This is a genomic window from Parabacteroides sp. AF18-52, from assembly GCF_003479145.1.
Classification (GTDB): domain Bacteria; phylum Bacteroidota; class Bacteroidia; order Bacteroidales; family Tannerellaceae; genus Parabacteroides; species Parabacteroides faecis.
In genome coordinates, this window is sequence record NZ_QUGR01000003.1 from 115901 (window position 1) to 129727 (window position 13827).

The following is a 13827-nucleotide window of genomic DNA, read 5'->3' on the forward strand; positions in this document are numbered from 1 at the left end:
GTGGTCCTTATTTTTGTGTAAACGTAATTTAAAAGTTATTATCATGAAAAACTCTTTGTTGAATAGAGCATTTGTTTATGTTATCCTATTGGTCTTGATAGGATGTGGAGGCAACAAACCAGGGACTGACAATCTTATCACAGTGGATGTCACGGCGAACTATCCGGAGAAGAATTTGACACTTCAAGATTTTATGGATGTGGAATATATCCCGTTGGAGACAACGGACGAGTTTATAATTAAAGGCAAGGTGGCGGATGTTGGGAAAAATATCCTGATATTGACAAATATGCGTCAGGGAGAAATATTGATTTTCGACCGGTCGACCGGCAAAGGATTGAAAAAGATCAATCGTAGGGGACAGGGACCGGAGGAATATATACTGCCTTTTAATGTTCACTTGAATAAGGAAGAGAATGAGATATTTGTGAACGATGGCCCTTCAAGTAAGATCCAGGTGTATGATCTGGAAGGTAATTATAAGAAAACGATCTTTTATAAAAAAGGAGCACTTGTTACAAACCTGTACGATTATGACGATCGTCATTTTCTGTCTCAAAATGTATATGCACCGGAGAACGAATCTTCAACGAGTACATTCTTCCTGCTGTCTAAAGAGGATGGAAGCTGGACGGATATCGAGGTTCCGTACCGGAAAAGAATATCGCCGGTAATTATGAAGCGTGTAGCAGATAGAGTGTACGCAAGCGTTCCCGGTAATAGTTTTATCTCCTCTTACCAGGATAACTGGATTTTGAGTGAGCCTTCGGCCGATACCATTTATGCCCATCGGCCGAATGGAGATCTTCGCCCGTTTTTGGTCAGAAGCCCTTCCGTACAGACGATGACACCGGAAGTCTTTCTTTTCCCGGGAATCCTGACAGATCGTTATTGTTTTATGCAGACGGTGAAAAAAGAGTGTGACTTCGAGAAAGAAACAGATATGCCGAAAGTTGATTTGGTATACGACAAACAGGAAAAGAAGATCTATAGCAGTACCGTTTATAATGCCGATTTCGATCAGCGGAAAGAAGACATGTCTGCTTGTGCATTAAACGAGGATATTGCTTTTTCAATACAGCTGGAAGCTGCAGAACTGTTGGAAGCTAACGGGAAAGGTAAACTGAAAGGTCAATTGAAAGAGGTCGCAGCCGGATTGAACGAAGAGGATAATCCGGTGATCATGCTGGTGAAGCTTAAAAAATAATAATTACCCCTACAGTTTTCAACAGATTCTAAGTTTTATTAATGAATTGCCTCGGGAAATTAATTCTCAACATTCATATACATATTGAAAATAATTATCTACTTTTGTGCTCTAAAACATTAAAATAAACCTAACAAAGATGGCTGCAACAAAACGTATTAAGCGTGCATTGGTCTCCGTGTTTCATAAAGAGGGACTGGATGAAATCTTAAAAAAACTCCATAATGAAGGTGTGACTTTTGTCTCAACCGGTGGAACTCAGACGTTTATCGAATCATTAGGCATCCCTTGTGATGCGGTGGAAGACCTGACAGGTTATCCTTCTATCCTGGGAGGACGTGTTAAAACACTTCACCCGAAAGTTTTTGGCGGCATTCTTAATCGTAGAGAAAATGAAGGCGACAGAGAACAGATCGCTCAATACGAAATTCCTGAAATAGACCTCGTGATTGTAGACCTGTACCCGTTCGAGGAAACAGTTGCTTCCGGAGCTGAAGAACAGGCAATCATCGAAAAGATAGATATAGGCGGTATCTCATTGATCCGTGCCGCTGCAAAGAACTTCAAAGATGTAGTGATCGTAGCATCCAAAGCACAGTATCAACCTTTGATGCAAGTGCTGAATGAAAAGGGGGCAGAAACTTCCCTGGAAGACCGTAAATGGTTTGCCAAAGAAGCTTTTGCTGTTTCATCAGGCTATGATTCTGCTATTTTCAATTATTTTGACGGACGCGAAGGCTCTCACCTGCGTGTTGCTGTAGATCAGCCAATGCACCTGCGTTATGGTGAAAACCCGCACCAGGCTGCCAAATACTATGGTAAGTTCAACGATATGTTCGACCAGATCCACGGTAAGGAAATTTCTTACAACAACTTGCTGGATATCGATGCTGCTGTCAGCCTGATCGACGAGTTCGATGAACTGACATTCGCTATCCTGAAACATAATAATGCATGTGGTATCGCATCCCGTCCGACTGTGCTCGAAGCATGGAAAGATGCTTTGGCCGGTGACCCGGTTTCTGCATTCGGCGGTATTCTGATTACCAACAGTGCAATCGATAAAGAAGTAGCAGAAGAGATCAGCAAGATTTTCTTCGAAGTGATCATCGCCCCGGAATATACTAAAGACGCTTTGGATGTGTTGATGCAGAAGAAAAACCGCATCATCCTGATCCGTAAGGAAGCAAAGACATGTCCGATGCAATTCCGCTCACTGTTGAATGGTGCATTGATGCAGGAAAAAGACCTGAGCATCCAGACTGCTGCAGATCTGGAACCGATGACTGACAAAAAGCCTTCCGTACAGGAAACGGAAGACCTGCTGTTCGCTAACAAACTGGTGAAACACAGTAAATCAAACGCTATCACATTGGTAAAGAACAAACAGCTTTGTGCCAGTGGTATCGGTCAGACATCGCGCGTAGATTCTTTGAAACAAGCTATTGAAAAGGCAAACTCTTTCGAATTCGATCTGAAAGGTGCCGTTATGGCTTCTGATGCATTTTTCCCGTTCCCTGATTGTGTTGAGATTGCTGATAAGGCAGGTATTACTGCCGTTATCCAACCGGGTGGTTCTGTAAATGACAAGCTGTCTGTTGATTATTGCAACGAGCATGGCTTGGCTATGGTTAAGACGGGAATCCGTCATTTCAAACACTAAAAAAACACCTTATTAAAAAATGGGATTATTTTCTTTTACACAAGAAATAGCGATGGACCTGGGTACTGCGAATACCATCATCATCAGTGGTGGTAAGGTTGTAGTAGATCAGCCATCGGTAGTTGCCCTTGACCGGCGTACCGACAAGGTGCTGGCTGTCGGAGAAAAGGCACGCCAGATGCACGGGAAGACGCACGAGAATATTCGTACGATCCGACCGCTTCGCGACGGCGTGATTGCCGATTTCTTTGCTGCTGAGCAAATGATACGCGGTATGATCAAAATGATAAATCCGAAACATCGTTGGTTTTCACCTTCACTGCGGATTGTGGTTTGTATCCCTTCCGGTAGTACCGAAGTGGAAATCCGCGCCGTGCGTGACTCTGCGGAGCATGCCGGAGGACGTGATGTTTATATGATCTATGAACCTATGGCTGCTGCGATCGGTATCGGTATCGATGTGGAAGCACCCGAAGGTAATATGATTGTGGATATAGGTGGTGGTACCACTGAAATCGCTGTTATTTCTCTGGGCGGTATCGTTTCCAATAAATCGATCCGTATCGCAGGGGATGACCTGACGGCTGATATTATGGAATATATGCGCCGCCAGCACAACGTAAAGGTCGGTGAACGTACAGCCGAACTGATTAAGATCAATGTCGGTTCAGCATTGACGTTCCTGGATAATCCTCCTGAAGATTATATCGTGCATGGTCCGAACCAGATGACGGCACTTCCGATGGAAGTTCCCGTTTCTTATCAGGAAATAGCACACTGTCTGGAAAAATCTATCTCCAAGATGGAAGCGGCTATCCTGAGTGCACTCGAACAGACTCCTCCCGAACTGTATGCCGATATCGTACGTAACGGTATTTATCTGGCTGGCGGCGGTGCTTTGATGCGCGGACTCGATAAGCGTCTGACGGATAAGATCAATATCCCGTTTCATATTGCGGAAGACCCGTTACATGCAGTAGCAATAGGTACGGGGGTTGCATTGAAGAATATAGATAAATTTAATTTCCTTATTCGATAAAGTAGTTGACAGTTGACAAGTAACAATTGACAGTTTCATTTTTCTATTCTAACTGTCAACTGTTACTTGTCAACTGTCAGCTTGTTAAATTGATTATGCGTAAACTGCTGGACTTCCTGGTAAGAAAGAGGCACTGGTTTCTGTTTGTTTTGCTTGAGATTGTTTCGCTGATGCTGATCTATCGTAATAATGCGTACCAGCGGAATATTATCTTTAGTTCGGCAAACGTATTGACAGGCCATATTTCATCTGTTTCCGGTTATGTGACATCGTATCTGAACCTGCATGAAATAAACAAAGAGTTGCTGGAGAGGAACGGACAGTTGGAAATGGAGTTGCTGGAATTGCAGGACCGCCTGGATATGATGATGGCGGATACGCTTACCTTTACCGGGTTTGCTCCGGATTCGACCGAACTGTTTCCGTATAGTTTTGTCCTTGCCGAGGTGGTGAACAACAGTGTTAGCCATCTTTCGAATTATATCACTGTGAATAAAGGACGTAAAGATGGGATTGCTCCGGATATGGGAGTTGTTTCCGAACGGGGAGTTGTGGGAATTGTTTCGACGGTGGCTGATAAATTTTCGGTAATCATCCCTTTACTGAATCCTAAATCACGGTTAAGTTGTAAGGTGTTGGGAAGTAGTTATTTCGGTTCGTTGAGTTGGAACGGACGTAATACCCACTATGCCAATCTGGAGGAATTGCCACGACATGTGGAGTTTCAGAAGGGAGACACGATCGTGACGAGCGGTTATTCAAGTGTTTTCCCGGCAGGATTGATTGTCGGTACCGTTTCCGATTTTGAGAAGCAACATGACGATAACTTCTTTTCACTGGAGGTGGAACTGGCTACGGATTTCCAGTCGTTGAACAACGTCAGGATCATTAAGAATTATAATCAGGCAGAACAGAGAAGAGTAGAACAAGAGGCGAGAAGAAATGATTAATTTATTACGGGGATTGATTTATTTCGTTGTATTGGTATTGATTCAGGTGTTGATCCTGAACAATATACATTTTCTGCGGGTCGCAACGCCGTTCTTATATCTTTATTTTATTATAAAGATGCCGGTAGGGACATCGCGTGATGTGGTTGTCCTGTCTTCTTTCCTGATCGGCCTGGTGATCGATATGTTTTCAAATACACCGGGGATGCATGCTGCTGCATGTACATTGGCCGGGTTCATCCGTGAGCCGTTGATCCGCTTTTTTATGGGAAAGGATCTGCCTGAAGGGATTTACCCCTCTTATAAGACTTTTGGCTATGGTGGTTTCTTTCGGTATGTATTTACATTCGTGATCATTCACCATGTAACTTTATTCCTGATCGAGTCGCTGACTTTGTTCGATCCGTTATTCCTGGCTATCCGTATCGGGGCGAGTGTAGTAACGACTACATTATTAATTTGTACAATAGAAGCTTTCAATATAGAGACACAGAAGAGTGGAGACTAATACAAAGTATACACTTGAGAACAGGCGTTATGTAATAATCAGTGCCGTGGTTCTGTTGGTTCTCATCTTTATCATTCGTTTGTTCTACCTGCAGGTGGTCGAGAACGATTATAAAGCGTGGGCGGATAGTAATGCGTTCCTGAAAAAGACTTTACTGCCTTCGCGCGGGATGATTTATGACCGTAACGGCGAATTGCTTGTTTATAACCAGCCGGCTTATGAAGTAATGCTTATCATGCGTGAGGTCCAGCCGTTCGATACGCTGGATTTCTGTAATATACTCGGCATAACCAAAGAACTGTTTGACAAGAGGATTTCTGAAATAAAAAATCGTCAGCTGAATCCGGGGTATTCGTCGTATGTCCCGCAGGTGTTTATGAACAATCTTTCTGCGCAAGAGTGCGGGGTGTTGCAGGAGAAGCTCTATAAATTCCCCGGATTTTATATCCAGAACCGTACGATCCGGCAGTATGAGTATCCTTATGCCGCCCATATCCTGGGTAATATCGGTCAGGTGAGCCGGAAAGATATTAAAGAAGATGATTATTATGTGCAGGGGGATTTCTCCGGTCGTGCAGGTGTTGAGCGTTCATACGAGAAAGAACTGCGTGGTGTAAAAGGGGTGGAAATTCTTTTACGGGATGTACACGGCCGCATTAAAGGCAAGTATGATGAAGGTAACAGTGATATTGCTCCGGTGTCCGGAAAGAACCTGAAGCTTTCCATCGATATAAATTTGCAGGCTTACGGAGAGAAACTGATGAAAAATAAAGTCGGTAGTATCGTAATGATAGAGCCTGAGACAGGTGAAGTGCTTTGTATGGTCTCTTCACCGAATTACGATCCGAGTTTATTGGTAGGACGCCAACGGGGAAAGAATCATAAAATGTTGGAGGATGACCCTCAAACACCGCTTGTAGACCGTTCAATAACGGGATTTTATCCTCCCGGATCTACCTTTAAACCTACTCAGGGATTGATTTTTTTACAGGAAGGGGTTGTTACTCCTGAAACTATGTACACTTGTGCACATGGATATACTTACTCGCCTAAACGAAAGCCGGCTTGTCACGGGCACTATTCACCTTTGAGCCTGGTCCCGGCTTTGGCAACGTCTTGTAACTCTTATTTTTGTTGGGGATTACATGATATGTTGGATAGCCGCCGCCGGTATCCGACTATCCAGGATGCTTTTGAAGTCTGGAAGAATCATTTGGTATCGATGGGATATGGTTATCCGTTAGGTATCGATTTACCCGGCGAGAAGAGAGGTTTTATCCCGAATAGTAAATTTTATGATAAATTTTACCGGCGCTGGACTTCTACTACGATCATTTCTATTGCAATTGGTCAGGGCGAAGTAACTGCAACGCCGTTGCAGATATGTAATCTGGCGGCAACGATCGCTAACCGGGGATATTTTATTACTCCGCATGTTGTAAAGGAAGTACAGGATACGCCTCTGGATACTCTGTATACAAAGAAGCGTTATCCGACTGTAGATGCAAAATATTATGACGTTGTAGCAGAGGGTATGCGTAATGCGGTACTTGGCGGTACATGCTGGGCTGCGGCAATACCGGGAATTGAAGTTTGCGGTAAAACCGGTACGGCTGAGAACCCTCATGGAAAGGATCACTCTGCGTTTATTGGTTTTGCTCCGTATAAGAATCCTAAAGTGGCTATCTGTGTATATGTCCAGAACGGTGGATTCGGGGCTGTGTTTGGAGTTCCTATCGGAAAACTGATGATGGAACTTTATCTGAAAGGTGAGATATCTCCGGAAGATAAAGCATTGGAAGAAAGAATAGTGAATTCAGTTGTTACTGAAGATCGTATTTATTCATTGTTGGATCGTGGTTTATAGAAAGACTGAAATATGGAAGACTGTTGACTGGTTTACTATCATTCTTTATTTTTTGATGATAGTGGCCGGCTGGTTTACGATTTGTGGTGCCAGTTTCGAGTTTGACAGCATGAGTTTATTTGATATAAACGGACGTCCCGGATCACAGCTGATGTGGGTCGGCATTTCTATGGTGGTTATTTTTGTCATACTGATGTTGGAAAGCGATTTCTTCGATGTCTTTGCTTATCTGATCTATGCGGCTGTCATAGTGCTGTTGATAGCGACCATCTTTTTTGCTCCGAATATAAAAGGTTCCCATTCATGGTTGCAGCTGGGGTCTTTACGTATACAACCGGCGGAGTTTGCCAAGTTTGCAACCGCTCTGGCTGTTGCGAAATTTATGAATTCCTATGGGTTCCAACTGACCACTGTCAAGAATTTTTCCATCACTCTCCTGCTTATTTTTCTGCCGATGATCTGTATTATTCTGCAAAAGGAGACTGGTTCAGCTTTGGTTTATTTTGCTTTCTTTCTGATGTTATACAGGGAAGGGATGTCCGGATATATTTTGCTGGCAGGTGTTTGTGCGGTAGCGTTTTTTGTGACGACTATGAAGTTTTCGGATGTGGTGGTCGGTGCAACGGATATGGGGGAATTGATTGTTTCTTCGCTGATACTGGTTATCTCCTTTTTCCTTGTGGCAACAGTCCGTAAGGATAAGATGGCTTTGCAGATCATGTTGGGTGGGACGGCTATCGTATATCTGGCAGCTTATATCGCTTCCTTGTTCATTCCTGTGAACTTTGCCTGGGTGTCGATGGGGTTGGTCGGTTTGGCTGTCATTTATCTGGTATATCTTTCTGTTCGTAACTGGGTATGGCATTATGCGTTGATCGCTGCTTTTGCTTTGGGGTCTATGGCTTTTATGTATTCAGTGGATTATGTGTTTGATGAGATACTGGAGCCTCACCAGCAAATCCGTATCAAGGTTTCATTAGGATTAGAAGACGATCCCAGCGGGGCCGGTTATAATGTGAATCAGTCGAAGATCGCTATCGGATCGGGAGGATTGACCGGAAAAGGTTTTTTGAACGGGACACAGACTAAATTGAAATATGTACCGGAGCAGGAAACAGACTTTATTTTTTGTACGGTAGGAGAGGAACATGGTTTTGTCGGCTCAACGATCGTACTTATTCTGTTCGGTATATTTATAGTCCGGCTGGTTGTGCTTGCGGAGCGACAAAATACGGCATTCGGACGGGTATACGGGTATAGTGTAGCCTCTATTTTCTTCTTTCACCTGGCTATAAATGTAGGAATGGTTACCGGATTGACTCCTGTGATCGGTATTCCGTTGCCTTTCTTTAGTTATGGAGGCTCTTCTTTATTAGGATTCACAATCTTGTTATTTATATTCCTCCGGTTGGATGCTTCCCGGAGAGAGCGGTGATCGATGTGATCAGTTTGCTTTTTCTACCCGGAAGCCGATTTCCTGTATTCCTCTTAAGGTACTGTCACGCATTCCCTGACGGAAACTGAATGTGTACATTCCGGGATGTTCGAATTTGTAATTTGTCCGTATAGGAAAACTGGATTGGAACAAAGAGATGCCATGTCCGTACCATTTCCCGAATTCGTCGGCCAGCGTACATTCGATCGTATCCCGCTTCAAAGGGCCGATAGGCTGTTCTTCATTACAAAATAACCAGAGATTCTGGTATGGATACATATTATTATTACGAACCTCGAGGGTTAGATTGTAAGGAGAAGTAATGTCGTCTATATGAAAAGAAAAGTAATATTCCTTATCCTTCCCCCACGTTTTATTGTCAATGGCCTGGTACTGGTCGTACAAGGCCTGTTGATCGCAGGAGAAGCATAAGGAAGCAAAGAGAACGACAAAGATTCCTTTAAGCTTCGGGCTTATTCTCCGGTTTGTTTCCCGGTTTAGCTTGCTGCTGAGGTCTGTCATTATTCGCTTGTTTGTCATTATTCCCTTTAGGCTTTTGTCTGTTTCTGTTATTCCGGTTATTGTTGTTGCGGTTGTTATTGTTATTGTTATTGTTATTGCCGCCGCCTTTATTACCGTTGTTATTGTTGTTGTTCGGAGCTTTGTCGTTTCCGGGTTGCCTGTCATTGTTGACGGGGCGGTTGTTTGCCGGTTTATTATTTCCGTTTTCCCTGTTTTCTCCGTTCGCGGATGCACTCGTATTATTGTTTCCGCCGTTGTTTCCGTTGCTTCCATTACCGGACGGACGCTTTTTCTTCTTTTTCTTGACAGAATCAAAGCGGGTAACACTGTCCTGGCCGAGGATATCCTGCGCATCACGTTTGGGTGGTTGCGGCTTGGTATCGGCTTCCAGTGTAACCGGTTTGCTTCCTTTCTTATTCATATTGATCACATCGAAAGCACGTTCGGCTGTTATAGTGATCAGATTGGCAGCAAAAGATTTGTCGGTGGAATAAGTTATTTCACGTTTAAAGATGTCTGTCTTGAAATGATAATAGTTGTTGTCTTTTGTCTCAAGTACGATTTCCCTGGACGGTAAACGCTTCTGAGCTTCTACATAAGCATCTACTTCGTAATTGATGCAACATTTCAGCTTGGCGCATTGTCCGGCCAGTTTCTGCGGATTCATGGATATATCCTGATAGCGGGCGGCACCGGTTGCCACTGATACGAAACTTGTCATCCAGCTGGAACAGCACAGTTCACGTCCGCAAGGTCCTATACCTCCGATACGGCCGGCTTCCTGACGGGCACCTATCTGTTTCATTTCGATTCGTACGCGAAAAGCTTCGGCCAATACCTTGATCAACTGGCGGAAGTCGACACGTTCGTCGGCAATATAGTAGAAAATAGCTTTGTTGCCGTCTCCCTGGTATTCTACATCGCCGATTTTCATGTTCAGTCCCAGGTCTGCTGCGATCTGGCGTGAACGGATCATGGTTACATGTTCTTTTGCTTTTGCTTCTTCGTACTTCTCTATATCGGTAGGTTTCGCTTTGCGATACACTTTTTTGGGTTCGTATCCTTCTCCTGTGCGAACATTATTCTTTTTCATTTGAAGAAGAACCAGTTTTCCGGTAAGCGTTACAGTTCCTATGTCATGTCCGGGACTGGCTTCGACCGCTACCATATCTCCTTTTTCAAGGGGAATCTTCGAACTGTTCAGAAAATACCCTTTACGGGTGTTTTTGAATTGCACTTCTACGTAATCGGTTGCATTTTCCGCATCTGGTACGTCGCAGAGCCAATCGTAGGTATTTAGTTTATTATTTTGTATTTTGCTGCATCCTTTTTTACCCATGCAGCAACTTCCTTTATTTAATTTGAAATCCATTTTCTGGTTGTATATGTATTTATAGTCTGTACAATTACGCAAAAATAGTCAAATATTCTCAGAGAATGAGCAAGGGAAAGTGAAAAAACAAGAATAGGAGAGACGTGAAAGGCCCCCAAGCTTGTATTTCTACCGTTTGGGAGCCTTTTATTATAAAAATAGTAACAGTTTAGTATACTAAGCCGTGACTTTTAAATACTTTATGAATTGCTTCAAGGGCATAATCCAACTGCTCTTTTGTATGGGTTGCCATCAGTGAGAAGCGGATCAGCGTATCTTCCGGAGCAACAGCCGGAGAAACTACCGGATTGACGAAGATTCCTGCTTCGAACAGTTCCTTAACGATCAGGAATGTCAGATCGTTATCGCGGATAAACAGCGGGATGATCGGTGTTGCGGTATGTCCGATCTCGCAACCCATGTTGCGGAAACCGTCCAGTGCGTAATGGGTCAGATCCCAAAGATGTTCGATACGTTCCGGTTCACTCAGCATAATATCGAGTGCTGCACCTGCTGCTGCTGTAGCTGCCGGCGTGTTACTTGCACTGAAAATGTATGAACGTGAATTGTGGCGGAGGTAATTGATCGTGTCTTTGTCTGAAGCGATAAAACCACCGATAGAAGCCAGTGATTTACTGAACGTACCCATGATCAGGTCTACGTCGTCGGTAACACCGAAATGGTTACATGTTCCGCGTCCGTGATCTCCGAGAACTCCCAGGCCATGTGCTTCGTCGACCATAATGCTGGCATTGTATTTCTTTGCCAAGGCTACGATCTCAGGAAGTTTGGCTATATCTCCTTCCATACTGAATACACCGTCGATGACGATCAGCTTAACTTTATCGGGCTCGCATTTCTGGAGTTGTTTTTCCAGCGATTCCATGTCGTTATGCTTGTATTTCAGTTTAGTTGAGAAAGACAGACGGTGACCTTCGATAATGGAGGCATGGTCCAGCTCATCCCACAAGATATAATCTTCACGTCCTGTCAGGCAGGAAACTACTCCCAGATTCACCTGGAAACCTGTTGAATACACGATCGCATCTTCTTTCCCTACGAATTCGGCCAGACGTTTTTCCAATTGAATGTGGATGTCAAGCGTTCCGTTCAGGAAACGTGAACCGGCACAACCCGTACCGTACTTCTTGATCGCTTCAATTGCTGCCTCTTTTACTTTAGGATGGTTAGTCAATCCTAAATAAGCATTTGAACCAAACATCAAGACTTTTTTACCACTGATCATTACTTCAGTATCCTGATCGCTTTCGATCATTCTGAAGTAAGGGTAAATTCCTGCAGCCATAGCTTTTTGAGGAGCATCGTACTTTGCTAGTTTCTCTTGTAAAAGTTTCATATTATTATTGAAGAGAATGATTTTCTCGCTTATTAAAATTCCATTATAGAATTGAAGGTTTGTCGTATACATATTCACCTATGTTTCGGCAAATCCAGCCGCAAAAGTAGTAAAAAAATAACTTATAGTAGCCTTAATGCTTTAAAAGTTTTACAAAAGCATTATTTTTGTCGCTTCAATCTTTATAAACAGTTAGGATGGACGGGAAAAAAATAACGGTACAGGCTATAATAAATCCTATTTCCGGAGTAGGTTCGAAGCGAAAGATCCCTAAGATGATCGAACAAATGTGCGAGAAAGGCGGTTGTTCGCTGGAGATCTCTTTTACGGAATATCCGGGGCATGCCAGCGAGTTGACGAGAAAAGCGATTGACGCAGGGGCTAATTGTATTATAGCTGTAGGTGGCGACGGCACGGTAAATGAAATAGCTCGTGCTATGGTTCATTCGGATGCCGTTTTGGGGATTGTTCCGAAAGGATCCGGTAACGGACTGGCTCGTGAGCTCCATATACCGATGGATGCTAAACGGGCATTGGAACTGATCATAAAAGGACATGTTTCGACAATAGATTGCTGTAAGGCAAACGACCGTGTGTTTTTTTGTACCTGCGGGGTTGGCTTTGATGCTGCGGTAAGCCAGAAGTTTGCCGAGGAGAAGCGACGCGGATCTCTTACCTATATTAAAAATACGGTGGCAGAATATCTGAGTTACAAGCCGGAGCCGTATGAGTTGCTGGTAGATAATCAGACGATCAAGGAAAAAGCATTTCTGGTAGCATGTGCGAATGCCTCCCAGTACGGGAATAATGCTTTTATAGCTCCTCATGCCAATATACAGGACGGTCAGATGGATTTGACTATTCTGTCTCCTTTTATGCCGTTGGATATAGCACCTTTGGCAATCCAGTTATTTACGAAACAGATCGACCGGAATAGTAAGATCAAGACGATGAAGGCACGGCAAGTAACGATTATTCGTCAGAGCCCGGGGGTTATGCACCTGGATGGGGAACCGATCATGGCTGACAATCGGATCGATATTTCGGTTATACCACAGTCATTGCATGTCATAACACCGGAAGTTGTCTCTTTTACCGAGGAGGTGCACAACTTGTTTGGTGAAGTGACCCGGTTCTTCGATAAGAAATTGCCTTACATTTTCAGGTAAAAATCTTTGGTTAATGCTATATACTCCGGAGTATACTGATGTCTGGCTTCTTCAATGATCAGTGTATTCCGGTTTTTTATATCTGTAGAGGTCATGGAGAGTTCAATCAAAAGTCGTTTGGGTTGAGCTCCGGGAATGGGGATAACATCGGTTTGCCTGCAAATAGACAGATGATTTTTACGAGCGATCATTTCGATTTCTCCCAATTGCTCGTAAGGCAAGACCAGGGCAATGCGTCCGGATAAAGACAATAATGAACACGAATCGTCAATCAGTTCGAATAAGGACAGACTGTCTGTATGGCGTGCGACCGAACGCTTGTTGTCAGGACATTTCAGGGAATTAATGAAATAGGGCGGATTGGAAACGATCAGGTCATATTTTTCCCGTGCACATGAACCGGTGTATTCGGAGCAGGAAGCATGTATGACGTTAATCCTTTCTGCAAATGGGGAAGCGGCAACATTCTCTTTCGCCTGGCTATAGGCATCCGTATCGATGTCGATTGCATCGATGTTCGCAAAACATCGTTGAGCAAGCATTAAAGCGATAATTCCGGTCCCGGTTCCTATATCCAATATGTTTTTGCATGCCGTGATATCAGCCCATGCTCCAAGCAAAACAGCATCTGTTCCGACTTTCATTGCACATTTATCATGCCGGATCGTGAACTTTTTGAATTGAAAATAAGGATTAGCCATACATATTTTTATATTGTGGGGTACAAAAGTAGTTAGA

12 protein-coding genes are annotated in these 13827 nt (G+C 43.6%); 8 read left to right on the forward strand and 4 right to left on the reverse strand.

Annotated elements, in window-relative coordinates:
- The first annotated feature begins 43 nt into the window (after nt 1-43).
- The 7 genes from DWX23_RS07300 to rodA all read left to right on the forward strand — a co-directional run bounded on the left by DWX23_RS07300 (nt 44) and on the right by rodA (nt 8669).
- On the forward strand, nt 44-1207 hold the full coding sequence (locus DWX23_RS07300) for a 6-bladed beta-propeller (RefSeq protein ID WP_122374007.1): 1164 nt from the start codon (nt 44-46) through the stop codon (nt 1205-1207).
- 139 nt (nt 1208-1346) lie between these two features.
- The gene (purH, locus tag DWX23_RS07305; RefSeq protein WP_122352877.1) at nt 1347-2870 is read left to right on the forward strand and encodes a bifunctional phosphoribosylaminoimidazolecarboxamide formyltransferase/IMP cyclohydrolase; all 1524 of its coding nucleotides are present in this window, start codon (nt 1347-1349) and stop codon (nt 2868-2870) included.
- A 19-nt stretch (nt 2871-2889) separates the two neighbouring features.
- Nucleotides 2890-3909: a rod shape-determining protein gene (locus DWX23_RS07310; protein ID WP_007659018.1), complete on the forward strand. Its 1020-nt coding sequence runs from the start codon at nt 2890-2892 to the stop codon at nt 3907-3909.
- Between the two features lie 95 nt (nt 3910-4004).
- Nucleotides 4005-4859, forward strand: a complete 855-nt coding sequence (mreC, locus tag DWX23_RS07315; protein ID WP_122352878.1) for a rod shape-determining protein MreC — start codon at nt 4005-4007, stop codon at nt 4857-4859.
- Entirely contained in the window at nt 4852-5367 is a 516-nt protein-coding gene (mreD, locus tag DWX23_RS07320) for a rod shape-determining protein MreD (protein WP_122352879.1), read from the forward strand. Before mreC ends, mreD begins: the two co-directional genes overlap by 8 nt.
- Nucleotides 5357-7234: a penicillin-binding protein 2 gene (gene mrdA, locus DWX23_RS07325; protein ID WP_122374008.1), complete on the forward strand. Its 1878-nt coding sequence runs from the start codon at nt 5357-5359 to the stop codon at nt 7232-7234. Before mreD ends, mrdA begins: the two co-directional genes overlap by 11 nt.
- Nucleotides 7224-8669: a rod shape-determining protein RodA gene (gene rodA, locus DWX23_RS07330; protein WP_122374166.1), complete on the forward strand. Its 1446-nt coding sequence runs from the start codon at nt 7224-7226 to the stop codon at nt 8667-8669. The genes mrdA and rodA overlap by 11 nt, the downstream gene beginning before the upstream one ends.
- Before the next feature lie 9 nt (nt 8670-8678).
- Here rodA and gldH read toward each other — a convergent pair whose 3' ends face one another.
- The 3 genes from gldH to DWX23_RS07345 form a co-directional block, all read right to left on the reverse strand.
- Nucleotides 8679-9191 (reverse strand): gliding motility lipoprotein GldH, encoded by a 513-nt coding sequence (gene gldH / locus DWX23_RS07335; RefSeq protein ID WP_122352881.1) that lies wholly within the window; start codon nt 9189-9191, stop codon nt 8679-8681.
- Nucleotides 9130-10563 carry a regulatory iron-sulfur-containing complex subunit RicT gene (locus DWX23_RS07340; protein WP_122374009.1) on the reverse strand — a complete coding sequence of 478 codons (1434 nt, stop codon included), beginning with the start codon at nt 10561-10563 and terminating at the stop codon, nt 9130-9132. Before DWX23_RS07340 ends, gldH begins: the two co-directional genes overlap by 62 nt.
- 169 nt (nt 10564-10732) lie before the next feature.
- Nucleotides 10733-11920: a pyridoxal phosphate-dependent aminotransferase family protein gene (locus tag DWX23_RS07345; RefSeq protein ID WP_122374167.1), complete on the reverse strand. Its 1188-nt coding sequence runs from the start codon at nt 11918-11920 to the stop codon at nt 10733-10735.
- Nucleotides 11921-12117: 197 nt separating this feature from the next.
- On the opposite strand from DWX23_RS07345, the gene DWX23_RS07350 reads away from it, so the two are divergent.
- Complete coding sequence (locus DWX23_RS07350; protein WP_122352883.1) at nt 12118-13089, forward strand: diacylglycerol kinase family protein; 972 nt, start codon at nt 12118-12120, stop codon at nt 13087-13089.
- Here DWX23_RS07350 and DWX23_RS07355 read toward each other — a convergent pair.
- Nucleotides 13074-13790, reverse strand: coding sequence for a tRNA1(Val) (adenine(37)-N6)-methyltransferase (locus DWX23_RS07355; protein ID WP_122374010.1), 717 nt, complete (start codon nt 13788-13790; stop codon nt 13074-13076). The two genes, DWX23_RS07350 and DWX23_RS07355, sit on opposite strands and share 16 nt — an antisense overlap.
- Between the last annotated feature and the right edge of the window lie 37 nt (nt 13791-13827).

What these genes read in the sequence shown, in the direction of transcription:
- DWX23_RS07300 (WP_122374007.1), top strand. Translation starts at nt 44, where the DNA reads ATGAAAAACTCTTTGTTGAATAGAGCATTTGTTTATGTTATCCTATTG.
- gldH (WP_122352881.1), bottom strand. Translation starts at nt 9,191, where the DNA reads ATGACAGACCTCAGCAGCAAGCTAAACCGGGAAACAAACCGGAGAATA.
- DWX23_RS07345 (WP_122374167.1), bottom strand. Translation starts at nt 11,920, where the DNA reads ATGAAACTTTTACAAGAGAAACTAGCAAAGTACGATGCTCCTCAAAAA.
- mreD (WP_122352879.1), top strand. Translation starts at nt 4,852, where the DNA reads ATGATTAATTTATTACGGGGATTGATTTATTTCGTTGTATTGGTATTG.
- DWX23_RS07310 (WP_007659018.1), top strand. Translation starts at nt 2,890, where the DNA reads ATGGGATTATTTTCTTTTACACAAGAAATAGCGATGGACCTGGGTACT.
- mreC (WP_122352878.1), top strand. Translation starts at nt 4,005, where the DNA reads ATGCGTAAACTGCTGGACTTCCTGGTAAGAAAGAGGCACTGGTTTCTG.
- purH (WP_122352877.1), top strand. Translation starts at nt 1,347, where the DNA reads ATGGCTGCAACAAAACGTATTAAGCGTGCATTGGTCTCCGTGTTTCAT.
- DWX23_RS07355 (WP_122374010.1), bottom strand. Translation starts at nt 13,790, where the DNA reads ATGGCTAATCCTTATTTTCAATTCAAAAAGTTCACGATCCGGCATGAT.
- DWX23_RS07340 (WP_122374009.1), bottom strand. Translation starts at nt 10,563, where the DNA reads ATGGATTTCAAATTAAATAAAGGAAGTTGCTGCATGGGTAAAAAAGGA.
- DWX23_RS07350 (WP_122352883.1), top strand. Translation starts at nt 12,118, where the DNA reads ATGGACGGGAAAAAAATAACGGTACAGGCTATAATAAATCCTATTTCC.